At 59.1% G+C, this 24536-nt stretch carries 15 protein-coding genes; 12 read left to right on the top strand and 3 right to left on the bottom strand.

All coding sequences use genetic code 11. From position 1 onward, the window contains the following. Positions 1-108 precede the first annotated feature (108 nt). Entirely contained in the window at positions 109-1560 is a 1452-nt protein-coding gene (locus R3C19_19175; protein ID MEZ6062472.1) for an FGGY family carbohydrate kinase, read from the top strand. A 151-nt stretch (positions 1561-1711) separates the two neighbouring features. Here R3C19_19175 and R3C19_19170 read toward each other — a convergent pair whose 3' ends face one another. Beyond that, positions 1712-3040 carry a hypothetical protein gene (locus R3C19_19170; protein MEZ6062471.1) on the bottom strand — a complete coding sequence of 443 codons (1329 nt, stop codon included), beginning with the start codon at positions 3038-3040 and terminating at the stop codon, positions 1712-1714. A 551-nt stretch (positions 3041-3591) separates the two neighbouring features. Between R3C19_19170 and R3C19_19165 the strand changes: the two genes are divergently transcribed. From R3C19_19165 to R3C19_19140, 6 genes are all read left to right on the top strand, one after another. Continuing rightward, positions 3592-6012: a PSD1 and planctomycete cytochrome C domain-containing protein gene (locus R3C19_19165; GenBank protein ID MEZ6062470.1), complete on the top strand. Its 2421-nt coding sequence runs from the start codon at positions 3592-3594 to the stop codon at positions 6010-6012. A gap of 8 nt (positions 6013-6020) precedes the next feature. After that, positions 6021-7442: a DUF1501 domain-containing protein gene (locus R3C19_19160; GenBank protein ID MEZ6062469.1), complete on the top strand. Its 1422-nt coding sequence runs from the start codon at positions 6021-6023 to the stop codon at positions 7440-7442. Between the two features lie 25 nt (positions 7443-7467). Then, positions 7468-8736 carry a hypothetical protein gene (locus R3C19_19155; GenBank protein MEZ6062468.1) on the top strand — a complete coding sequence of 423 codons (1269 nt, stop codon included), beginning with the start codon at positions 7468-7470 and terminating at the stop codon, positions 8734-8736. A 466-nt stretch (positions 8737-9202) separates the two neighbouring features. Next, complete coding sequence (gene purL / locus R3C19_19150) at positions 9203-12121, top strand: phosphoribosylformylglycinamidine synthase subunit PurL (GenBank protein MEZ6062467.1); 2919 nt, start codon at positions 9203-9205, stop codon at positions 12119-12121. A gap of 103 nt (positions 12122-12224) precedes the next feature. Further along, positions 12225-13274: a ZIP family metal transporter gene (locus R3C19_19145; GenBank protein ID MEZ6062466.1), complete on the top strand. Its 1050-nt coding sequence runs from the start codon at positions 12225-12227 to the stop codon at positions 13272-13274. 811 nt (positions 13275-14085) lie between these two features. After that, on the top strand, positions 14086-15231 hold the full coding sequence (locus R3C19_19140) for a thioredoxin family protein (protein MEZ6062465.1): 1146 nt from the start codon (positions 14086-14088) through the stop codon (positions 15229-15231). A 162-nt stretch (positions 15232-15393) separates the two neighbouring features. Here R3C19_19140 and rpsD read toward each other — a convergent pair whose 3' ends face one another. After that, positions 15394-16002 (bottom strand): 30S ribosomal protein S4, encoded by a 609-nt coding sequence (rpsD, locus tag R3C19_19135; GenBank protein MEZ6062464.1) that lies wholly within the window; start codon positions 16000-16002, stop codon positions 15394-15396. A 583-nt stretch (positions 16003-16585) separates the two neighbouring features. Here rpsD and R3C19_19130 point away from each other — a divergent pair. The 4 genes from R3C19_19130 (at position 16586) to R3C19_19115 (ending at position 23264) form a co-directional block, all read left to right on the top strand. Next, positions 16586-18277 (top strand): GspE/PulE family protein, encoded by a 1692-nt coding sequence (locus R3C19_19130; GenBank protein MEZ6062463.1) that lies wholly within the window; start codon positions 16586-16588, stop codon positions 18275-18277. 367 nt (positions 18278-18644) lie between these two features. After that, a complete protein-coding gene (locus R3C19_19125; protein MEZ6062462.1) occupies positions 18645-19763 on the top strand; it encodes a type IV pilus twitching motility protein PilT in 1119 nt (372 codons plus the stop codon). A gap of 208 nt (positions 19764-19971) precedes the next feature. Then, entirely contained in the window at positions 19972-21678 is a 1707-nt protein-coding gene (locus R3C19_19120; protein MEZ6062461.1) for an ATPase, T2SS/T4P/T4SS family, read from the top strand. Positions 21679-22022: 344 nt separating this feature from the next. After that, positions 22023-23264, top strand: a complete 1242-nt coding sequence (locus R3C19_19115; protein ID MEZ6062460.1) for a type II secretion system F family protein — start codon at positions 22023-22025, stop codon at positions 23262-23264. Positions 23265-23692: 428 nt separating this feature from the next. On the opposite strand, the gene R3C19_19110 is transcribed toward R3C19_19115, so the two are convergent. Continuing rightward, positions 23693-24019, bottom strand: coding sequence for a hypothetical protein (locus R3C19_19110; protein MEZ6062459.1), 327 nt, complete (start codon positions 24017-24019; stop codon positions 23693-23695). A gap of 180 nt (positions 24020-24199) precedes the next feature. Between R3C19_19110 and R3C19_19105 the strand changes: the two genes are divergently transcribed. Beyond that, positions 24200-24493 (top strand): hypothetical protein, encoded by a 294-nt coding sequence (locus R3C19_19105; protein ID MEZ6062458.1) that lies wholly within the window; start codon positions 24200-24202, stop codon positions 24491-24493. Positions 24494-24536: the final 43 nt, after the last annotated feature.

The raw sequence follows: 24536 nt of genomic DNA, 5'->3' as shown, positions 1-24536 counted from the left end.
AGCATTGGCCGCGTGAGCCGTCAGCCTTGATTTCCCGCCACGGGCGCATCACATTTCGGCAGCAACGATGATCGCTGCGACTGCGGGCCGGCAGAGCGCCTTCGGTTTATGTCACGCATCATTCTTGGGCTCGATATCGGGACAACCAGCATTTCGGGAGTCGCCCTGGACGATTCCGGGCGGTTGCTGCATTCCGTCACCTGCCAGCACCACGCGGCGGTGTCCGGGCTGCCCGAGGGCTATGCGGAACAGGACCCGGACACGCTGCTGACGACGGCTCACGAGGTTCTGCGTCAACTCGCAGCGGCGACTGTGCCGGCAGACATCAAGGCCATCGGGCTGACCGGGCAGATGCACAGCACGGTTCTGCTGGACGGCTACCAGGCACCGATCGGAAATGTCATTACGTGGCAGGACAAACGCGTGATGTCGGTCGTCGATCCGCGGGGTTCGGCGACGCTGCTGGATGAGTTGCTTGAACGAGCACCCGCTGAGGCGATTCGAAATTCCGGATGCCGCCTGGCTCCGGGGTATCTCGGCAGCACCGTCTTCGCGTTGCGGCGGCTGAGACAATGGCCGGAACACTGCGCGTCGGTCAGCTTCGTTGCCGACTGGGTGGGAAGTCAACTGACGGGAGAACCCGTGGTGACTGACCGGTCGCACGCCGCGTCTTCCGGACTGGCAGATCTGGCCGTCGACCGCTGGAACAGCGACCTGCTGCAGGCCGCAGACGTCAATCCCGACTGGCTGCCGAAGGTGCAGCCGTCCGGGCGACCAGTCGGCCGGCTGACGGAAGCGATGTCGGAACGCACCGGAATCCCGGCCGGGACGCTGGTTGGAAACGCACTCGGCGATAACCAGGCAGCCGTGCTGAGTTCTCTGCCGGACGATCCGAACGCGGTGCTGATCAACATCGGCACCGGAGGACAGATCGTGTGGCGCGTTCCCGAGTTCGTTCGAGTCGACGGGATGGATACTCGCTACCTTCCCGGCAGCTCCTCCCGCGACGACGACTTCCAGTTCATCCTTGTCGGCGCCGGTCTGGTCGGCGGGAATTCCATTGCCTGGGTCAACAGCACCGTCCGTTCGTGGCTGAATGCCTTTGGCGTCGATCGTTCCGAGGCGGAGATCTGGTCGGTGCTGCAGCAACAAATGCAGGGCGAACCGGATTCAAACGGCCTGATCTGCGAACCGTACTTTTCCGGGACTCGACCGCAGCCTCTGCGGCGCGGAGTGTTTCGGCAGGTTGGTTCGAAGAATTTCACCCCCGCCAGCGTCGCGGGAAGCATCCTGCAGGGAATCGCTCAGGTGATGCACGACGTTTACGTGGCCGCGAGTGCTCATCGTCCGACACCCGTCAGCCGCATTGTGATGTCGGGAAACGCGCCACGTCAGATTCCGTGGCTGGTGAAATTCGTGTCGCAGCGATTTGGCGTTCCTGTCGACGTTTCTCCGTTCACGGAAGAAGCCGCGACCGGAGCGGCAATGCTGACAGGAGTCCGGCTGGGCGTGTGGAAGAACCTTGCGGACGCGAAGGGTGAACGATCGAGCGGACAGTAATCGGCGGGCGATCGGCGATGGAGACTGGAGGACTGAGCGGCGGTGATTTCCGTTCCCAAAACAAAAAAAAGGGGAAGTTCACGTCGTGTGAACTTCCCCTCGAATCATCCTTCAGCGAGCAGTCAGACCGCAGGCGACTGTTGCCGCTTTGCTAGTTGCAACCGCCCATTGGAGCACCGCAGCCTGGTGCGACCGGTGCACCGCAGCTCGGCGTGCAGGGGTCACAGGGAACCTGTCGGCAGACGACTCGCGGTACGCAGCGGGTCATCGTGACGGGCACCTGGCGAGGAATGCACTTGGTGCGAGTGACCATTCGGGTTTCACACACCTGTCGGCACACAGTGTAAGGCACTTTGCGAGTACACTGTTGCTTTGTGACGCAGCAGGTTGTGTACGGAATCTTCTTCGTCACGCAGGACTTCTCCATACGGCAGGTTGTATAGGGAATCTGCTTTGTGACGCATTCGTTCGTCCAGGTGCAGGTTGTGTAGGGAACCTTCTTGTGGCAGGTTTCCTGAACCATGCAGCAGGTCGTATAGGGAATCCGCTTGGTGCAGGTTTCGTTGGTGAACGTGCAGGTTGTGTACGGAACCTTCTTCGTGACCGTCACCGGATAGCGGCGGCAGACCGTGTAAGGAACCTGCTTCGTGCAGCATTCCGGAACCATGCGAGTGCAGGTGATGGTCTTCTGCACGGTGCAGGGCACCCAGCGTCGGCAGCAGACGTTGCGGCCGGGGCACTGGCAGCAGACCTTCTTCATGCAGCAGGGGTTGCACGGATCAGGAACGCACTTTTCAACAACCGGGCCGGGAATGTACTTCGTGTAGGTTTCCCAGCGTCCGCTGCAGACATCGACAACCCGCGTGTCCGTCACCGGCTTGAAGACGGTGTAGGTGCAGTCGCGGTAGCATGTCTGAGTATCCGTCTTCCATTCCGTGCAGCAGACGTCGCGGTAGCAGGTATTGTAAACCGGCTTGCAGACGTTGTAGCACACATCACGGTAGCAGGTCTTGTAAACCGGCTTGCAGACGTTGTAGCAGACGTCGCGATAGCACGTGTTGTAGTGCGGCTTGCGAACGTTGCACGTAATCGTCTTGTAGCAGGTTTCATAAACCGGCTTGCACACCGTCTGCTGAACGCAGCGGTAGTGAGTCGTGTACACGGGCTTGCAGACCGTGTAGCACTCGTCTCGGTAGCAGGTGTCGTACACGTTGCGAGTGCAACTGACCGGCACCGTTTCCGTGCACGTGTCAATCACGGTTCGCATGCAGGTGTACTGCTGCTGTTCCCAAACTGTTTCCTGGACAGTGCGGTACTGCGGTGCGCAGCCACACTCAGCCGTTGTGAAATCGTTACAGCCGTTGCAGGCGGCGGTGGGACAGCATGAAAAACTGCCCGCTCCGCACAGCCCGGCCATAACCAGACCGCTGTTCAGCAGTACGGCAACTGCAGCAGCGGCTCCCAGCATGAGCCTCTTCATTGCCTGGTACCTCATCTTCTTGGGTTCGGTGTAAACGGAAGTCAGACCTGAAAGTCACTGATCGCTGAAAGATGTTTCGTCAACGCAGGCCCCGTAACTTCACAGGACGTTATGACTGGCGAGATTTGCCGCAGCGGAAGTCACTTCGTGAGGCAGATAACCGTCACAGCCGATACGCGTGGTGCGGTCAACAGGGGAGACTTTCGGTACACGGCCTGGTAAAGACGTCGCAGAGTCCCGTTCGGCCCCGGTGCCCGGGCCATCGTGTCTTGACGTGTGCCATCTGGCTGTAGATGTGCGTCCGCGCTGCGGAAACCGATCGCCGGGAACGGTGACGGTCGCGACGCGAATGTTGCACCGGCACGCCAGGATTGGACAGAATGGCGAGACGAGGAATATCATCGGTCACGCGGCCGATTGGCCGTCTTGCACACGATGGCGCTCAATCGCACGATGGCCGCCAAACGCGACGCCCGAGAATGTTGTGTTCATGTGTTTCGAGTGCGTGCGGAAAGTGTGAGTTCGACAGACATTCGTATGGGGAACGCCACGTGTCCTGTTCCGGAAGCCTGCAACACGCCGGCGCGAATCGACTTCGACCGACGGATAATCCGCCGGAAAGCGAGCGAGGTCCTCGGGATCACTGCATTCCCTGTCGAACGCTGTTGATCGTTATCGCGTGGCTTATCTGCGACGCCGGACACCTTCGAGCACAAACGCGCGACACGGACGCCGCGGAACATTTTGAAAACAACATTCGTCCGCTGCTGGTGGAACATTGCGTCAAATGCCACGGGCCGAAGAAAGCGGAATCCGGCCTGCGACTCGATTCCCGTCAGGCTGCGGTTGCCGGCGGTGATCGCGGTCCGGCCGTCATCGTCGGCGATCCGGCTTCAAGCCTGCTGGTGCTGGCGGTTCGCCACAGCGACGAGTTGGAAATGCCGCCCGACGAAAAACTCAGCGACGTCGAGCTGGCGGCTCTGGAACAGTGGATTCGCAGTGGAGCGGTGTGGCCGGGCGGTGCCATCGTCGATACATCCGGCCCGGCGTTGCGAGGCGGCCCGGCTCTGCGCGGCGGACCGATTACCGACGACGAGCGTTTGTTCTGGTCGCTGCAACCGGTTTCGAATCCGGCTCCGCCGCAGTCGGACGTGTCGATGGACACGAACAACGACATCGATCGGTTCGTGAATGCTTCGCTGGCGGCCGCTGGTCTGCAGGCTCGTCCGACAACGGACAAGCGAACTCTGATTCGTCGAGCCACGTTTGACCTGACAGGACTGCCGCCGACTCCGGCCGACGTCGACGCGTTCCTGAATGATGAGTCCCCCGATTCGTTCGCGGCCGTTGCTGATCGGCTTGAATCTCCGGCCTATGGCGAACGCTGGGGACGGCACTGGCTGGACGTCGTCCGCTATGCCGACACCGCCGGTGAGACGGCTGACTATCCGACTCCACATGCCTGGAAATATCGCAACTGGGTGGTTTCCGCGTTCAATGACGACATGCCGTACGACGGAATTCGCCCGGCAACAGATCGCCGGAGATATCCTCGCGAAGCAGTTGATCGAAAAATGCCATTGCCGCCGGATGCCGAGGTGCTGGATCAATACCGGAAGATGCTGACCGCCACGGGTTTCATCGCCGTCTCGCGCCGGTTCGGCTTCGACGTGGAGAACTATCACTATCTGACGATTCAGGACACGATTGATACCGTCGGCCAGGCGGTGCTGGGATTGTCGCTCGGCTGTGCTCGCTGCCACGACCACAAGTACGACCCGGTCAACACGCACGACTACTATGCCTGGTACGGCATCTTCGAAAGCACTCGCTATTCGTTTCCCGGATCGGAAGAAAAGAAGCGGCCGTATGATCTGTTTCCGGCCGTTCCGCCGGGGTTGACCGCCGCGGACTCGACATCTTCGGAAACGACACCGGCCGCGACCGCCGATCCATCAGACGTCATCTATGGCGCGATTGAACAGGATGTCGCGGCGGACGCGCGAGTGCAGATTCGCGGCGACAACCGCAAACCCGGTCCCGTCGTTGCTCGGGCAAATCTGGAGATTCTTGGAGGTGACCCTGTTCCCGAAAATTCCGGCAGCGGTCGCCTGCAGATGGCCGACTGGCTGACTCGCGATTCCAACCCGCTGACCGCGCGAGTGATGGTGAATCGTATCTGGCAGCAGCATTTCGGTCGCGGCCTGGTCGCCACGGAGAACGACTTCGGTGCTCGCGGCGATCGGCCGTCTCACCCGGAACTGCTCGACTGGCTGGCGACCCGATTCATGGAAAGCGGCTGGTCCGTGAAGTCGATGCATCGGCTGATCATGAACAGTGCGGCGTGGCAGCGGTCGAGTGAATTCGATGAGTCCGCCGCCGAGTCCGATCCCGACGCTCGGCTGGTGTGGCGGTTCAATCGTCGAAGGCTGAGTGCTGAGGAAATTCGCGACGCGATGCTGTTCGTCAGCGGTGATCTCGACCCGTCAATGGGCGCGGAACATCCGTTTCCGGACGTTGACACATGGGGGTTCACTCAGCACGCGCCTTACTACGGTGTCTATCCGACCGACCGGCGAAGCGTGTATCTGATGCAGCAGCGTCTGAAGCGGCACCCGTTTCTCAGCCTGTTCGACGGAGCTGATCCCAACACCAGCACGGCTCACCGGGAACTCACGACGGTGCCGACACAGTCGCTGTACCTGATGAACAACGAATTCGTCCACGAACGCAGTGCCAGTCTCGCGAAGCGGCTGATCGCATTGTCATCGCAAACCGAACAGCGCATTTCCGCTGCCTTCGAAATCACGCTCAGTCGGCCGCCGACGTCCGGCGAAATCACCGAATCGCGCGAGTTTCTGGCTGGCTACGAAGCAGCCATCGACGACACTCAAACTGATCGAGAACTGTTGACGTGGAGCGGATTTGCCCGAACACTGCTGATTCGCAATGAATTCCTGTTTGTGGACTGACGTGCCGAATGAATGGTCCTGCGTTATCGACACGGCGTGATGTCCTGAGAAACGCTGCCGGTGGATTTGCGGCGATCGCTCTGCAGGCGATGCTCGCTGACGAATCATGCGGCGCCGATCGTCCTGCTGACGGAACCGCCGCCGATCCTCTGGCCGTTCGTCCCGCGCATTATCCGCCGCGCGCCCAGCGAGTCATCTTTCTGTATATGACCGGCGGCGTTTCGCATGTCGATTCGTTCGACTACAAGCCGGAACTGTTTGCCGGACACGGCCGGCAGATCACCGTTGACAACTGGCAGGGCCGAACCGGTGAGTTCACGCGGTACCTGAAGCAGCCCAACTGGAAGTTCCGGCCCGGCGGCACCTGCGGAACAATGGTCAGCGATCTGTTCCCGCACATCAGAAACGTGGCCGATGATTTGTGTGTCATTCGATCGATGGAAAGTGACCACACGAATCACTACGAAAGCACGCTGGGGATGCACTGCGGTTCCTGGACGTTCGCACGGCCCAGCATCGGAGCGTGGGTCAGCTACGGGCTGGGCACCGAAAACCGCAACCTGCCGTCGTTCATGGTTGTCGCGCCGCATGCGCCGTACGCGGGGGCTCAGACGTGGGGCAGTGACTTCCTTCCCGGAGCGCATCAGGGAACCTGGATCATTCCGGGAGACAACCCGATTCCCGATATTCGGCCGCGAGTTCCGGCTTCCGAACTGCAGGAAATGGAACTGGCTCTGCTGAATCAGGCCAACGCCCGGCATCGGAAACAGCGTCCGGCCGACGCCGCTCTGGAAGCCCGCATTCGATCGTTCGAAACTGCCTTCGGAATGCAGCGGGAAGCGCCCGAAGCCATTGATCTGTCCGGCGAAACTCAGGCAACACTGAACATGTACGGACTGGCGCCGGGCCAGACAACGGGCTTCGGCTGGCAATGTCTGGTCGCCCGCCGGCTTGCCGAACGCGGCGTGCGGTTCATTGAACTGATCGACGTCGGTTCGTCGAATAACTGGGACGCTCACGGCGACATGGCGACGCATGCTCCGCTGGCCGGAAACGTTGACCAGCCGATCGCGGCGCTGATCCGGGATCTGAAACAGCGCGGCATGCTGGACGACACGCTGGTCGTCTGGACCACGGAATTCGGCCGGACTCCGTACCACGAAAACGCCGGTCACCCCGGACGCGAACATCATCATCAGGTGTTTTCGTCATGGATGGCGGGAGCCGGCGTGCGCAGCGGAATCGCCTACGGATCGTCCGACGAATACGGCATCGCGGTCGCCGAAGATCGCGTTCACGTCCACGATTTCCACGCCACGATTCTGCATCTGCTGGGCCTGGACCACGAACGGCTGACCTTCCGCCACGCCGGACGCGACTATCGACTGACGGATGTGCACGGCGACGTCGTCAGAAACATCCTGCTGTAATCCTTCTTTCCCGTGAGGCATCGCTATGTTGACCCGCAGAAATTTCCTGGGAACGGTCGGCGCCGGACTCGTCGCTTCCTCGCTGTCGTTCGCCGAAACCGCGGCACAGGAACGAAAACGCCTGGCGGTGGTCACAACGGAATGGCGCTACCATTCTCACGCATGGCACATGGCCGAACGGTTCCTGGTGGGCTATCCCGTCGGCGGACAATGGCATCGTCCTGCGTTTGATGTCGTCGCGGCTTACGTCGATCAGTTTCCCGACAACGATCTCAGCCGCGACCGGTCGAAGGAATTCGGATTCCCCATCTTCGAATCCATCGCCCAGGCACTGCGCTGCGGAGGCGACGAAATGGCGGTCGATGCCGTGCTGATCATTGGCGAACACGGCAAGTACGAAAAAAGCGAATACCAGCAGACGAAGTATCCTCGCTATGAATTCTTCAAACAGGTGACCGACGTGTTTCGAAAGGACGGGCGTTCGGTGCCGGTGTTCAACGACAAGCACCTGTCGTGGAAATGGGACTGGGCGAAGGAAATGGTCGACATCTCGCGGGAACTGAATTTTGCGTTCACCGCCGGTTCGTCGCTGCCCGTCACGTGGCGAATGCCGGCCATCGACATGCCGCTGGGAGCCGACGTGGAAGAACTGATGTGCGTCGCCATCGGCGGTATCGACAGTTACGACTTTCATGCTCTGGAAGTCATCCAGTGCATGGCCGAACGTCGTCGCGGCGGCGAAACCGGTGTCGTCTCGATGCAGGCCATTCAGGGCGACAATGTGTGGAAGGCCATGGACGCCGCTGACTGGTCGCAGGGCGGCTGGGATCCCAAACTGTTCGAAGCCTGCCTGTCGCGATGCCAGACTTTGGCACAACCGGAAACCTACAGTCACCGCTATCCGACTCCGGAACAAATGCGCCAATGGGTCGAAAATCCGATCGCGTATCGCTTCGAATACGCGGACGGCGTGAAAGCCACCATGCTGCTGATGAACGGACTGGTCGGCGACTTCACCTTCGCCGCGCGACTGAAAGGACAGGGTCAACCGCTGTCGACATTGTTCTACCTGCCGTCCGTCCCGAACGTCACCTATTCCGCGTCGCTGATGTCCAAAGCAGAACAGACGTTTCTGACAGGAAAATCTCCGTACCCGATTGAACGCACTCTGCTGACAACCGGCCTGGTGGAAGCGGGAGTCCGGTCACTGGGCACCGGCCAGAACCGAATTGAAACCCCGCACCTCAACGTTCGCTATCAGCCGACCGCAGAATCGACGTTCATCCGCACGTAACTCGCACCGGGTACCACATCTTCGAAGAAGTTGTGCGGCGCAGCCGTCGGAAAGCGTTTTGGGACGCGCTGCCGTCGGCGGACTTTGCGATCGCAAATGGCGTCCACAGATTTCACAGATTCACACAGATGACACCCTCGGGAGGGCGAGGCTCCTGCCGCCGCTGCCGCGATCGGACGTCCTCTGCCCACGCGGCTCGGCAGGAGCCTCGCCCTCCGCCATCGCCCTCCCGCGCCTTCGATCGCTGCGCGACACGCCTTGTGCGAAGAGGTGCCACCCGTCGACGATCGCTGCCTTCGTCGAGCAAAGATGTGCAGCCCGCCGAAAGGACGAGCGCAAAAAGGGGTTGCTTGTACTGCCTGCGGGTCCGTGGAATACTTCCGCCCGAACGCCCCGCCGAACGTCCGTTTCCAGCCGTGGAATACGGCCTCGGTACCGCGCCAGCACCACACAGGAACCGCTCTGAATGCTCTGGGAAGTGGAGATTCTGCCGTCGAAGGATGCTCGCGACCACGAAGGTCAGCGAGTTCTGGCGGACGCTCGAAGTCTGGGAATTCACTCGCTGACTGACGTGAAATCCGCGCGATCGTTTCTCATCCAGGGCGATCTGGACGAACAGCAGGTAAACGACGCGGCCCGGTTTCTGCTGTGTGATCCGGTCGTGGAACACGTGCGGATCGCGTCGCTGCCATCGAGCGACCAGGCGGAATCCGACTGCCTGAACGTGCTGCTGCATCCCGGCGTCACGGACAGCGTGGCCGACAACGCCGCGAAGGCACTGGCGGCTCAGAACTTCAGCGTCACCGCCGTCGCCACATGTCGCAAGTACTGGCTGACGGGAACACTTTCGGACATGGAACGCGCTCGAGTCGAATCGCGAGTGCTTTCCAACGACGCCATTGAACACGTCGTCGCCGGACCGCTGCGGATTTCGGACTTATCTGTCGGAACGGACTACCGCTTCGAACTGTCCACCGTCGCCATTCGCAACGCGGACGACGAAACGCTGCTGCGGCTTTCGTCGGAAGGTCAGCTTTACCTGAGCCTGACGGAAATGCAGACGATCCGCGACTACTTTCGCGCTCAGGACTGCGATCCGACGGACATCGAACTGGAAACGATCGCTCAGACATGGAGCGAACACTGTTCGCACAAGACGCTGGCCGGTCGGATTCACTACGTCGAAACGTCCGGCGGCGAAGTCGTGCGCGAGATCCCGTTTCAGAACATGCTGAAGGAAACCATCTTCCAGGCGACTGTCGATATCCGCGGCAAACTGGGCGCCGACGACTGGTGCCTGAGCGTCTTCAGCGACAACGCGGGCATCGTCCGGTTTGATGACAGGCAGGCGGTCTGCATCAAGGTCGAAACTCACAACCATCCGTCCGCCATCGAACCTTACGGCGGAGCGAACACGGGACTGGGCGGAGTCATTCGCGATCCGATGGGCACGGGTCTGGGAGCCCGACCGGTCTGCAACACTGACGTCTTCTGTTTCGCCCGGCCCGACTTTCCCGCCGATCAGTTGCCGCCCGGTGTGCTGCATCCCAGAGCTGTGATGAAGGGAGTTGTGTCGGGCGTCCGGGACTACGGCAATCGCATGGGCATTCCGACCGTCAACGGAGCCGTGTATTTTGACGATCGGTATCTCGGCAACCCGCTGGTTTACTGCGGCAACGTCGCCATGATTCCGAACGACCGGATTCACGGCAGTGTTTCTAACGGTGATCTGATCGTGGCCGTCGGCGGGCGCACCGGCCGCGACGGCATCCACGGCGCCACGTTTTCTTCGGCGGAACTGACCGAAGAGAGCGAATCCATCAGCGGCGGCGCCGTTCAGATCGGCAATCCCGTCACGGAAAAAATGGTGCTGGACGTGCTGCTGGAAGCACGCAGCCGCAACCTGTATTCCGCCATCACCGACTGCGGTGCCGGCGGGTTCAGCAGCGCGGTGGGCGAAATGGGCGAAAACACCGGAGCCGAAGTGTGGCTGGAAAAAGCGCCGCTGAAGTATTCCGGCCTGAGCTACACCGAAATCTGGATCAGCGAAGCTCAGGAACGCATGGTGCTGGCTGTTCCCGAAAAGCACCTGGCAGAATTCACCTCACTGGCGGAATCCGAAGGCGTCGAAGCCACTGTCATCGGAAAGTTCACCGACACCCGCGAACTTGTGCTGAAGTACGAAGACAACGAAGTCGGCCGGCTGAACATGTCGTTTCTCCACGACGGCCGTCCGCCCGTCATTCGCGAAGCCGTGTTCGACCTGAACCCGGCCGGCGCATCAGAACAGACCGATTCCGCGGATTCCGGCACCGCGCTGAACAAGCCGGACTACACCGACGATCTGAAGAAGATTCTCGGTTGCCTGAATGTGGCCAGCAAGGAAGCCATTATTCGTCAGTACGATCATGAGGTTCAGGCCGGCAGCGTGGTCAAGCCTCTGGTCGGCGTTCACAGCGACGGACCGTCCGACGCCGCCGTGGTCCGGCCGGACCTGCGTTCCAATCGCGGACTCGTGATTTCGTGTGGCATGAATCCACATTTCGGCGATCTCGATCCGTACTGGATGGCCGCCTCCGCAATCGATGAAGCGGTGCGGAACTGCGTGGCCGTGGGAGCCGACCCGGCGCGGATCGCGATCCTGGACAACTTCTGCTGGGGCAACACCGAACGTCCGGAAACTCTGGGCACACTCGTGCGGGCCGCCCTGGCCTGCAAAGACATCGCGACGGCCTACGGCACGCCTTTCGTCAGCGGCAAAGACAGTCTCAACAACGAATTCAGTTACGAAGACGCCGATGGAAACCGCCGGACGGTCGCCATTCCACCGACGCTGCTGATCACGGCGCTGGGACAAATGGAAGACGTCGAACAGGCCGTGACGATGGATCTGAAGGGCCCCGACAACGTCCTGTACCTCGTCGGCGAAACAAAAGAGGAACTCGGCGGAAGCCACTTCAACCTCGTCAATGGACTGTCCGGCGGCAAGGTTCCCACCGTTGATCCGGAACAGGCGCCTCAGGTTTTCGCCGCGATTCATCGAGCAATCAAAGCCGGCCTGGTCCTGAGCTGCCACGATCTCAGCGAAGGCGGCCTGGCCGTCGCCGCCGCCGAAATGGCCATCGCGGGAGACGTCGGTGTGACTCTGGACGCTGATGTCGGCGACGCCGTGAACCTGTTTTCGGAAAGTAACAGCCGGTTTTTGGTGGAAGTCAGGCGTTCACAGACTTCGGCGTTTGAAGACTGCATCGGTTCCGTCGCCCGAAAACTGGTCGGCGTCACTTCATCGACAAATCTCCTGATCGTATCGAGCACTCACGGCGTAGTGATGAATGCACCTGTTGCTGAACTGAAGGCAGCGTGGCAGGCGCCATTGAGTCTGTGATGAATAGCAAGTTGTGCCGAACGGACGCCGGCCCGGCGAACGACGATCCTGAATGAATTCCTGGCATAAAATCACATCAGCGATCGTTGCGGCAGGAACCATCGTGGCAGCCCTGCTTCTCGGAATCCCGTCCGCACAGGTCGCGAATGCCGATGAAGCAGGTTTGCCGAAACCCGCTGAGTCTGTGGCCACCCACACGCCCGGTGGCGATTCGCCCGGTGGCGATTCGCTGGCTGCCGATTCGCCCGGTTTCGCCCTGCCCGGCAGCGCCCGGTCCGCGCCTCACGGATACCGGCTGGATTCGTGGGTGGTGATGCTGATTGGGATTTACTGCACGCTGATTGTGCTCAGTTCACTGATCGGCGGCTGGCTGCCGGGAATGATTGAGCTGACTCATAACCGCATGCAGACGATGATCAGCTTCGTCGGCGGCCTGATGCTGGGTATCGGAGTGCTGCACCTGCTGCCGCATTCGCTGAAGGAACTGCCGTCCGTTGATCTGGCCGTCGGGTGGATGATGGCCGGAATCATCGTGATGTTTCTGCTGATGCGGCTGTTCCATTTTCACAATCACGGCGTCGCCGAAAGTGACGAAGGAACCCCCTGCGAACACGACCACGAACACAGCCACAGTCACCAGCATTCGCATCCGCAGACGCTGGCGCATCATCTGAGCTGGGTGGGGATTGTCATCGGTCTGAGCCTGCACACGCTGATCGACGGAATCGCTCTGGGGGCCAGCGTCGCGGCTGGTTCGTTTCATCCCAGCGTGCTGTCGCTTTACGGAGTCGGGACGTTTCTGGCCATCATTCTGCACAAACCGCTCGACGCTGTTTCGATCACAGCCCTGATGGCGGCCGGAGGCTGGAAGCATCGCGCCCAAAACCTGGTGAACACCGGATTCGCTCTGATGTGCCCGCTGGGCGCCGCGCTGTTTCTGATCTCCGCCAGCTACTTCACGTTTCACCAGCCGATGATCATTGGCTGCGGGATGGCGTTTTCCGCCGGGGTGTTTGTCTGCATCTCGCTCAGCGATCTGCTGCCGGAAATGGAATTCCATTCTCATCACAGACTGCGGCTTTCACTGGCTCTGGCTCTCGGAGTCGCCCTGGCCTGGGCCATCACGTTCATTGAGCCGCAGCATCTGCATTGAGGCCGGATGGTTGATTCGCCAACTACGATGAGCCTCGAAGTTCGTCGCGCGACCGGGAATGCGGCCGTTCCGGCGAATGGGGGTGTTGCTGAAGAATCGGTCGATGAAGGCTTGCTGATGTTCGCCCTCATTCCTGCGGAGACTTCGATCGGATCTGACGTTGCGATCCGACAGCCTCACGTTTCCGGTTGTTGGTGCCCGGAGAGCAGGCACAACGTCTGCCGGAGCCGATAGGCTCCGGACGCTGGTGTCTCCGCGTCCGCAGGCCTGAAGGGCCGACAAATCCGCTGCGGCCAAAGCTGTATCGCCCCTCCGGGGCTTTTGCCGGAAATCAGGCACCTGACCGGTGGCTCACTCCACCGGCAGAGGTTGTGTCGGCCGCCGGGCCTGAAAGGCTGTTCAATCAACAACCCCATTTTCCGGATGAGCCGGGAATGCTCCGGCCATTGGCACTTCGCACCACACCGGCCAGCCGTCATTCCCGTTCGGAAATCCGATGACTCCGTTGTTTGAGTTGACCGGCGGATTCCGCCGAAGCGCGGCGCGCGGAATGCGGCTGCGGCGTGCGAATTCGGTCCATCGGCAAAACATGAACAAAAGGTGACGAGCCTCACACAGTCCGGGCGACTTGCTTCCGATAACAAGGAATGTAACGCCTCCACAGCGAACGTCGCTGCTTTGTCGCCGCTGCCGACCACGGTTCTCCGACGTCCGGGACCGCAACCGCCAGCCGAATTCTGCGACCAGGATGCGGTTGCCGGTTCGGCAACGTACAAAGAATCTGAGTCAGGTCGGACGGAGTCGACAGAAGATGTTAAAGCGGTGCCAGACATCGGTGTTCGTGAGTTGTTTCCTGTTTGCGTTTGCCCTGCTGCCGCAGAGTCCCTGCCGGGCGGCGGATGTGCGCTGGGAGAAGGACCTGGAGTCCGCGCTGCAGTCCGCGAATCGATCCAATCGACTGGTGCTGCTGAAGTTCACCGCGGACTGGTGCGGCTACTGCAAGAAGATGGAAAAAACCACCTTCGCCGACGATTCCGTCGTCAGGCTTGTGAACAACAGATTCGTTCCGGTCCTGGTGGACGCCGACGAAAACAAGGACCTGGTGTCTCAGTTGAAGATCAAGGGGCTTCCGGCCCTGCTGATCGTGTCGCCCGACATGCTGATTCTGGAACGAATCACCGGCTACCAGACCGCCGAAAAGTTGCTGCCTCAACTTAACCAGGCACTTGCGGCAAATCAGCCGGCACAACAGCCGACTCAGGCGGTTTCCGATTTCCGTCAGCCGCCCGCGCCGCGAATGGCGAAGCCTGTTTCCCGTTCGCAGGGTTTCGCGGACGACTTTGGTGACGACTTCGATCGTGACTTCGACGGCGATCTGGAAAAGGAAATTGATGCCGAATTCGGCAGCGATCCGTTCGCGAATGACGCCTTCGGCAGCCGCGGCAGCGACGAAGGACCGGGCCGGGCTCGCGTGTCGTCCGGCCAGCAGAATCCGTTTGGCTTTCCCGAGCGCGGAGACGAAAACACCAACCCCTTTGCCGGACGTCCGCCAGCCGGAAACCCGTTTGCAGAACACGCTGCTCCAGGCCCGCGGGACAGCATCCAGGAAGCTCGCAAACCGGCGTTCGGCGGGCTGTGTCTGACCAGCGTTGTCGAAGAACGACGCCTGGTCACCGGACGGCCGGAAATCGTGGCGAACTATCACGGCAGGCTGCTGTTCTTTGAAAGCGAACAGCAGAAACGCAAGTTCCTGGCGGCTCCGGAAAAGTACTGGCCGATGCTCGACGGCGACTGTCCGCTAACGCTGCTGCAGACAGGTCAACACGTGAGCGGTGAACTGCAATACGCCGCAGTCTTCCGCCAGCGCATCTGGCTGTTTCGGTCGCCACAACTGATGCAGGAATTCATCAGCGCTCCGGCGGAGTACGTTGATCGCCTTCAAAGCGAAGTACGGTAGTCATCGAAACGAAAAAACCGCGGACCGAAGTCCGCGGTTTTCGATTGCTGATCGTTGCAGCCTGGGCACCATGACGTGCCGACGAAACAAACCGCCGGAGCCACGGTGGGCCGCACGATACGCAGATTGCTGTCCCGGTCCCGTGTTTCCCGCCGGACTGAATTATCGCGACAGGAATGCCACAACGGCACCGACGTCGACCACCAGAGTCACGTCGTCGAATGCCGGCAGCGATGTCACCACTGCTCGAAGTTCCGCCGGTTCGAAGTTGACCCAATCGGTCTGAGGCAGCGTGGACGATTCCGTGATGGCCTTGTACACCGCCTGAATGTTCGGACGTTTGCGGACTGTGATGATGTCGCCGGCCTTTACCATGATGCCGGGCTTGTTGACTGTGACACCATTCAGTTGAAAGTGCCGGTGGACGATGCCCTGGCGAGCCTGCGGTCGCGTCAGAGCGAAACCCGCGCGGCGCACGACGTTGTCCAGCCGCCGCTCACAGATCAGCAGCAACTGCTGTCCGGTGTTGCCCTTCATGCGCCGCGCCTTGTCGAAGTAGCGGTTCAACTGCCGGTCGCGCAGGCCGTAGAAGAATTTGATCTTCTGCTTTTCCGCCAGGCCGATGCCGTAGTTCGTTGGCTTCTTTCGGCGACGGTGCATTCCCGGCGGGAATTCCTTTCGCTCAAGAGCCCGGATGGAACCGGCAGATTCGTAAACGTTGACTCCCAGGCGACGATTCACTCGCCCCTTTGGTCCTGTGTAACGCCCCATCTGTTCTGAAATCTCCGAAAACGCTCTGGGCTCTGTACCGCCGCGGCGCCACTCACGCCGAGACCGTCACCACTTGCTTTCGAAACCGCCGCCGCAACTCGCGTCGACGTGTGCTCGAAATCGACAGGCACTCCCAAACCGCGATTTGCGGCGGAATGCGTACAGAGAAATGCATCCTGACAGTGACCGTCCGCCGGACGACTGCCGACCGGCGATCACCGCAAGTCAGGACTGGGCAGAGAGTATCGGCGCGTGACCGGAAGATCAACACGGGCGGACGCACCGAGTCGGGATTTTCCCGCGCCAGCGCTGACTGCCGGCTGCTCATGCTGACCCGCACAATGGTTCATGCTCCGCCGGGAAACGCCAATGCGAACGCTTCTTTCGCCGGTGGCCTTGAGTCGCGACTGCTGAGAGCTTCTAATTTCGGGACATGCGGGAGATTCTCTGACTCGCGCGGTGGTTTTGCGCCGAATCCGGGCGCCGCGATTCCGATCTGCGGGATTCCGACGTTCCCGGCAGACCGGTCGCGGTATAGCCGGGCCAGCGATTCTCATTCCCGAAGGTTTACCTGGAGCCCACGATGTCTGACTGGCTGCAAAGATTTGTCGATGACGGGACAATCGGTGACACGCAACTTGAGGAAGCTCGCAGCATGGCCGCGAACCTCGGGATCACCGTCGAAGATGCCCTCGTCCGGCTCAACTACATTTCCGGTGTCGACCTTGGCCGAGTCCAGGCCGAACACTTCGGGTACGAATTCGTCGACCTGGAAGGCAAGCAGATTCCCAACAGCATCATTGAGCTGGTTACGGAATCGATGGCCCGCGAAAACCTGGTCATCCCCGTCGACGTGGACGGCGATTCCGTCGTGATCGCCATGCACAACCCCAACAACATCGAAGTTCTGGACAAGCTGCGGTTCGTCATGAACCGCGACCTGAAAGTCGTCATGGCACCGCTGGAATCGATCCAGGGAGCCATCAACCGGCACTATGGTCAGACGGAAACCGAATCCGTCGACACGATGATCTCCGAATTCACCGAAACACAGATCGATTTCACCGAAGTCGAAGCCGCCGCCGCCACCAAAGGCGACGAAGACGACAGCGCCCCCATTATTCGCCTGGCAAACCTGATCATCACCGAAGCGATGCAGATGCGAGCCAGCGATATTCACATCGAACCGTTCGAAGACCGAATTCGCATTCGTTATCGAATTGACGGCGCTTTGATGGAACGGGACAGTCCTCCCAAGCGACTTCTGGGAGCCCTCATTTCCCGCTTCAAGATCATGGCGACGATGGACATCGCCGAAAAACGCCGGCCGCAGGACGGACGAATTAAGACTCGCATGGGAAATAAGGAGTTCGACCTGCGAGTCAGCATTCTGCCGACCAATCACGGGCAGGCAGTGGTCATGCGTATCCTTGACAGAGACAACATCAAGATCGGCATCCGCAATCTGGGATTCAGCGAAGATAACTACCGCACGTTCCAGAACGTCATTCGCCGTCCGAACGGCATCTTTCTGGTGACCGGACCCACAGGCTCCGGAAAGACCACCACGCTGTACAGTGCTCTGGGCGAACTCAACCGCCCGGACCGGAAGATCATCACCGCCGAAGACCCCGTCGAATACTACCTTCCGGGGATCAATCAGGTGGAAGTCAAGCACAGCATCGGCTTCGACTTCGCCCGCATTATTAAGGCCATGCTGCGGCAGGCTCCCAACGTGATTCTCGTGGGGGAAATCCGGGATACAGAAACCGGAGAAATGGCAATTCAGGCATCCTTGACTGGACACTTGGTTTTCAGCACACTTCACACGAACGATGCGCCCGGAGCTATTACACGTCTTATCGATATGGGCGTACAGCCATTTCTGGTCGCCTGTTCGCTCATGGCGGTCATGGCGCAGCGCTTGGTGCGCGTTGTCTGCCCGAAGTGTAAGGAGCCCTACCAGCCGACTCCTGAGGAGGTCGACTACTTTGAACTGAGCCCCGAGGAGCTGGAAGAAGGTGACTGGGTGCGAGGAAAAGGGTGCAATAACTGCCAGCACACCGGATACCGGGGACGTCGAGCCGTTTTTGAGCTGATGACCATGAATTCCACGCTTCGGGAAATGGCCTTCAACAGCGAACCATCCCAGAACATCCGCCGCCAGGCTCGCCTGTTCGGAATGAGAACTCTGGTCGACGATGCGAAGGACAAGGCAGCGGCAGGGCTTACGACACTGGCCGAAGTCATCAAGCTGTCCAAGGGGGGCCACTAAGCAACTCTGCGGCGAATCCGGGACGAAGCAGATTCGTCCGCTCAATGGACATCGATGCGCAGGATTGGAACCGATTGCGGAGTCCGGGAATAATCAGACATCTCATTCACGGATCTTCTGATGTTCATCACCCGCTCATCATTTTCTGCTTTTTCCCATCTTTGATCCGTCAAACTGATTCTTGCTGAGGGAGTGGCATTTTTCATTTCTGCGTCGCGTCCGGAGTTTCGCCGAATCGCGACATCTGATTGATGACATCTGGACCATGCGCTGGCATCGGTCGGAATTCCCGGGAATCCCGATCGGCGTGATGTCCCGCTGAACCTGAGTGTGAGATTCGAACGCCAACTGACTGAAAGAACTGTGCATGGCGCGTCAGCTTCAGATTGATAAGCTGCTGGAAACGGTGGTGCGGGAGTCGATCAGCGACCTGCACATTACCGTCGGGCAACCCCCGGTGGTGCGTTCAGGCGGCCGGCTGATTCGCCTGGACACCAAGACGCTCGACAAGGAAGACACGACGGCGCTGATGAAAAGCATCACGCCGGAACGAAACCAGCAGGAACTGCAGGAAGTCGGCGGCACCGACTTCGGCTTTGCGTTCGGCGACAAGGCCCGGTTCCGTGTCGCCGTCTTTAAGCAGCGCGGCATGATCAGCATGGTGCTGCGGCAGATTCCCCGCGACTTCCTGACTTTCGAACAGCTCGGTCTGCCGCCTGTTGTCCGCGAATTGATTCAGCGGCCGCGAGGTCTGTTTCTGGTCACCGGGCCGACCGGTTCCGGAAAGACCACCAGTCTGGCCAGCATGATTAACTGGATGAACCATAACATGGATCATCACATCATCACGCTGGAAGACCCGATCGAATACTACCACGATCACAATAAGTCCACGATCAATCAGCGCGAAGTGGGCGTCGACGTGCCGTCGTTCCCGGAAGCTCTGCGGCGAGCTCTGCGAATGGACCCGGACGTGATTCTGGTCGGCGAAATGCGAGACCTGGAAACGATCTCCGCGGCCATCACCGCCGCCGAAACGGGCCACGTGGTCTTCGGCACACTGCATACCACCGGTGCCCAGGGAACCGTCGACCGAATCATCGACGTCTTCCCCACCAATCAACAGGAACAGATCCGCACGCAGCTTGCCAACGCCATCATCGGAATTCTCAGCCAGGCACTGCTGCCCCGCAAACCGAAGGGCCTGGTCGCCGCCTACGAAATGCTGGTGGTGACCAGTGCCATTTCCAACCTGATTCGCGAAGGCAAGACCTTCCGTATCAATTCCTCGATTCAGACCGGCCGCAAGTTCGGCATGATTCTGCTGGATGATTCCCTGTTCAACCTGTGGAAGAACGGATTGTGCGAAGAAGCGGACGTGATTACCAAGTCCAACAATCCCGGCGAACTGCGGGCTCGCATCGAACGAGCCAAACGCGGCGTCTTTGACGACGATGAAGACGACGACGACGAATTCGACGACTGACTCATGCAGTAAACAGGGAACAGTGAATAGTAAACAGCAAATCGCGGTGGTGATGTTCCTCTCAGACCTGAGTCTCGCGGTTTGAGCATTGAAGTTTGTTTTTCCTGGTTGAGCTTTGAAATCTGCTGCTTGAAATTCGAGCTTTGTCTTTTGGTTTCCCTGTTCTCCGCTATTTACTTTTCCCTAATCACTATTTGCTACCCTTCCCATGGCACAACGCAAGCTCGGACAGATTCTGATTGAACTCGGTTATCTTTCTGATGACCAGTTGTGGGACGTGCTGGAAGAGCAAAAGCAGAGTTCCGGCGAACCCATCGGTCAGGTCGCCGTGCGCATGGGCCTGGTAACGCAGGCGCAGGTCACGGAGGCTCTGGCGGAACAGTGGGGCATGCCCGTCGTCAATCTGGCGGAAACCAATATTCCGCCCAGCGTGCTGGAACTTGTTCCGCAGACGATGGCCGAAATCTACAAAATCATGCCCGTGTCGCTGCGCAATGATGTGCTGACCGTGGCCATGGCTGACCCGCAAAACGTCGCGGCACTCGACGACCTGCGCAACTTTCTGGGAAATGAAGTCCGCGGCGCCGTCTCCAGCCTGGCCGATGTCGAAGAAGCCATTGCCCGATACTACGCGGACCGCGAAGAAAGCATCGAAGACGTCCTGGATTCTCTGCGCGTCGAGGAAGACGAAGGCGGCGCCATCAAAGGCTATGACCTGGCCTCCGACGAAGAACTGTCCGACGCGGCACCCATCAAAAAACTGCTGAACATGGTGATGCTGCTGGCCATTCGCGACCAGGCCAGCGACATTCACCTGGAACCCTTCGAAGAAGAATTCAAGATCCGCGTGCGAGCCGACGGTGTGCTTTATGAAATGGTCCCGCCGCCTCGCCACCTGGCAAACGCCATCGTTTCCCGAGTCAAAGTGATGTCCGATCTGGACATCGCGGAACGCCGCCTGCCCCAGGACGGTCGTATTGAACTGAACGTCGGCGGCAATCCGGTCGACCTGCGAGTCAGCGTGCTGCCCACTCTATTTGGCGAAGCCGTCGTCATGCGGATTCTGGACCGCACCGTGGTGGCTCTGGACCTGAACAAGATCGGGATGGATGCCGGAATTCTCAGTAAGTTCCGCACGCTCATCAAAGCCCCAAACGGCATCATTCTGGTGACCGGTCCGACGGGCAGCGGCAAGACCACCACGCTGTATTCCGCACTGAACGAATTGAATGACATCGAAACCAAGATCATCACCAGCGAAGACCCCATTGAATACGACATCGAGGGAATTATCCAGGTGCCGGTCAACCCGGTCGTCGGCGTGACCTTTGCCAACGTGCTGCGAGCCATCCTGCGGCACGACCCGGACAAAATTCTGGTGGGGGAAATTCGAGACTATGAAACGGGGGAAATTGCCGTTCAGAGTGCTCTGACCGGTCACCTGGTCTTCAGCACACTGCACACCAACGATGCCGCCAGCGCGATCACTCGCCTGCGCGATATGGGAGTTCCCGCGTTCCTGATCACGGCAACCGTGGAAGCCATCCTTGCTCAGCGGCTGGTGCGCCGCATCTGCACGGAGTGCCGGACGGAATTTGAACCGTCCGACGAACTACTGATGGAACTGCAACTGCCGCTGGATACGGCTCGCAAATACAAATTCTATTTCGGTAAGGGCTGTGCCCGCTGCAACAACGCCGGCTACAAGGGCCGCATCGGCATCTACGAACTGCTGGCCGTCACCGACGAAATTCGTGACGCCATCGCAGCGGAACAATCCGCCGACGAAATTCGAGACATCGCCCGGACTCAGGGCATGTCCACACTAAGAGAATCCGGGCTGAAACTGATCTTCGACGGACTGACCACGATCGACGAAGTCGTCCGTGAAACCGTAATGGAGGACGTGGAGTAGGGGGAAATGAACAGGAGCTAGTAAACAGGGAATAGGGAATAGTAAACAGTATGCAGTGTGTGCGTCCCGGCGAAACATCGGTCCTCGCTGGCCCCTATTTCCCCGTCGACTATTCACTATTCCCTGCTCACTATTCACTGTTCACTAGTTCCTGCCTCAAACTGCAGCGTTGCATTTTGCAGCAGCAGAATTGAACACTTCCAGCGGCGGGAACTGCAGCATTCCGCAGCACATTTCACAAGTGCCTTGAAACATATACTTTAGAACGATTTTCCAAATCCCGGAACAGAGTTTGCCTTCTCCTTCGGAACGGCCAACTCTCGGGGCTGATCGGAGACAAGGGTATGCCAGTCTTCCAATATGAAGCGATGGACAGCACGGGTCTTGAAGTCAAAGACTCGATCGAAGCTCCGTCGGAGGCCGAAGCCCAGACGATGATTCGGGAGAAGGGCTTCTATGTTACAAAAATCCGCGAAAAAGAACGCCGCAAGAAGGAAAAGCCGGCGCAGAAAAAGGGCGTCAATGACAAGCGCAAGGCGTTCACGCTGGGAGGCGTCAAGCCCAAGGTTCTGACAACGTTTACGCGGCAGCTTTCCACTTTGCAGGACGCCGGACTTCCGGTCCTGCGAAGCCTGAGGATTCTGGAAGGCCAGAACAAGCCGGGGGCGCTGAAGAATGCTCTGATGGATGTGATCGAAGATATTGAATCCGGCAATACTCTGTCGGAAGCCATGGCCAAGCAGCCGAAGGCCTTTGACAATCTGTACGTCAATATGGTCAAGGCCGGGGAGGCCGGTGGTGCTCTGGAAGTCATTCTTCAGCGTCTGGCGGAATTCAAGGAAAAGTCGCAGTCGCTGAAGCGGAAGATCGTCGGAGCCATGATCTATCCGGCGGCGGTCATCACCGTCGCCGTCGGGATCGTGTCGTTCATCATGATCTTCATTATTCCGAAGTTCAAAAAGATCTTTGAGGACTTCGGTACCGACCTGCCGGCAATGACCCAGTTGCTGATTGACATGAGCGACTGGATGATGAGTTACTGGTACATGCTGATTATCGGGCCCATTGGGTTCTGGCTGTTCATCAAGATCGTCAAGAAGAACAGGACCGGAGCATTCGTTGTCGACTGGATTGCGCTCAGGATACCACTAATCGGGAAGATTCTGCACATGGGAACCATTGCGCGCGTCACGCGAACTCTGGGAACCCTGATTGCTTCCGGCGTGCCGATTCTGGAAGCCCTGCTGATTTCCCGCGACACGGCGGGCAACCATGTATTCGTGCGGGCATTCGACAATATCTACGCGGCTATTCGTGAAGGAGAAACCATCTCCGTGCCGCTGAAGGAAGCCAAGATCGTGGACGACATGGTCGTCAATATGGTGGACGTGGGCGAAGAAACCGGTGCTCTGGATGACATGCTGTATAAAGTTGCCGACGTCTACGACGAAGAAGTTGAAGTTCGAGTGGAAGCGCTGGTCAGTTTGCTGGAACCGATCATGGTCGTGGTTCTGGGTCTGATCGTCGGTTTCATCGTCATCGCCCTGTTCCTGCCGCTGATTAAGCTGCTGAACGACCTGGCATAATCCCCCGTCATAATGGTCCCTCTCCTGCGAATGCGGGAACCCAGTACATCACCGTCATTCCCGCGCAGGCGGGAACCAGTAGTGTCCTGTTCATCGTATTTTGATGTGTGCCACTGGCTGTGCCAGTGCCTCTGCCCCTGAAGACACTGGCAAAGCCAGTGGCACACGACCCATCGGTCCACGCCTGACAAAGCAGTAGGTTCCGGCGGCACTTACATCACCGTCATTCCCGCGTAGGCGGGAACAGTACACAACCGGCATCCCCGCGCAGCCTGCACTCGCGCAGGCGGGTGGCGGGAACCGAGTAGTATCCTGTCCATCGTAAATTGATGTGTGCCACTGGCTGTGCCAGTGCTCTGTGCTCAGGAAAACACCGGCACAGCCAGTGGCACTCATCAATCTGAACCCCGTATCCTGACGGAGCTCTCTCATAATGAAGATCGACATTCAAAACCAGCCGCTCCGGAAGAAGTCGCGACGGTTTCACACTGATTGAACTGCTGGTCGTCATCGTCATCATCGGTATCCTGATGGCACTGATCATTCCAACGATTCAGGGAGTGTTGCGGAAGGGTTACGAGGCAGAAGTGTCGGCAGAGATAAATCGCCTGGAAACCTCGATCGCCAGCTTCAAGAATGATTTTGGCTATGAGCCATGGAGTGCCATCGTGTTGACGGAGATCCGTCGACGACACCGTGGCAGGCGGAGTATCGCACGCGGTTGAGGCGTCTTTGGCCGAATAGTTTTCATTCACTGGAACAAATGATTTCAATGGCAAGATGGAGATACAACGGACGAACTGTTCCTGGACAGTTCCGAATGCCTGGTGTTCTTTCTCGGCGGAATGTTATCGTGATAAATGGCAACGGCGATGCCAGCGATAAATGGGCCTCCTGCGCTACGGGGTTCTCAAAGAATCCCGATCAATCCCTTCGTGCTGACTGGCGAAACTCGCCAGGGCCATATTACGCGGCTTCAATATTGGACGCTCGTTGATACTGACAATGACGGAATGTACGAATTTGTCGATCCGCTGTCCGGACAAAAGACGCCGTACCACTTCGTGTCATCCAACAATGGTCAGGGATACTCCAAGACTGATGGTTCACTGAACTTCTATGTGGATGGCGACGGCAAGACACCTCTGAAACGTGATTCCATCAGATCCTTTCACCTGGTATCGACGGTGAGTTCGGCTTCGACATCAGGCCGCCCACCTTTACCGTAGGTCCTGGACCGATTTCACAGCACGCCGGTTTATTCCAGTGATG

This window comes from Planctomycetaceae bacterium (assembly GCA_041398785.1).
Lineage (GTDB): Bacteria > Planctomycetota > Planctomycetia > Planctomycetales > Planctomycetaceae > JAWKUA01.
Note: the sequence above shows the minus strand (reverse complement) of the source record. Positions and strands in the feature narration are given on the sequence as shown.

Bases quoted from the DNA above. Each gene is read 5' to 3' on its own strand.
- R3C19_19175 (MEZ6062472.1), top strand. From the start codon at position 109: ATGTCACGCATCATTCTTGGGCTCGATATCGGGACAACCAGCATTTCG.
- R3C19_19170 (MEZ6062471.1), bottom strand. From the start codon at position 3,040: ATGAAGAGGCTCATGCTGGGAGCCGCTGCTGCAGTTGCCGTACTGCTG.
- R3C19_19160 (MEZ6062469.1), top strand. From the start codon at position 6,021: ATGAATGGTCCTGCGTTATCGACACGGCGTGATGTCCTGAGAAACGCT.
- R3C19_19155 (MEZ6062468.1), top strand. From the start codon at position 7,468: ATGTTGACCCGCAGAAATTTCCTGGGAACGGTCGGCGCCGGACTCGTC.
- purL (MEZ6062467.1), top strand. From the start codon at position 9,203: ATGCTCTGGGAAGTGGAGATTCTGCCGTCGAAGGATGCTCGCGACCAC.
- R3C19_19140 (MEZ6062465.1), top strand. From the start codon at position 14,086: ATGTTAAAGCGGTGCCAGACATCGGTGTTCGTGAGTTGTTTCCTGTTT.
- rpsD (MEZ6062464.1), bottom strand. From the start codon at position 16,002: ATGGGGCGTTACACAGGACCAAAGGGGCGAGTGAATCGTCGCCTGGGA.
- R3C19_19130 (MEZ6062463.1), top strand. From the start codon at position 16,586: ATGTCTGACTGGCTGCAAAGATTTGTCGATGACGGGACAATCGGTGAC.
- R3C19_19125 (MEZ6062462.1), top strand. From the start codon at position 18,645: ATGGCGCGTCAGCTTCAGATTGATAAGCTGCTGGAAACGGTGGTGCGG.
- R3C19_19120 (MEZ6062461.1), top strand. From the start codon at position 19,972: ATGGCACAACGCAAGCTCGGACAGATTCTGATTGAACTCGGTTATCTT.
- R3C19_19115 (MEZ6062460.1), top strand. From the start codon at position 22,023: ATGCCAGTCTTCCAATATGAAGCGATGGACAGCACGGGTCTTGAAGTC.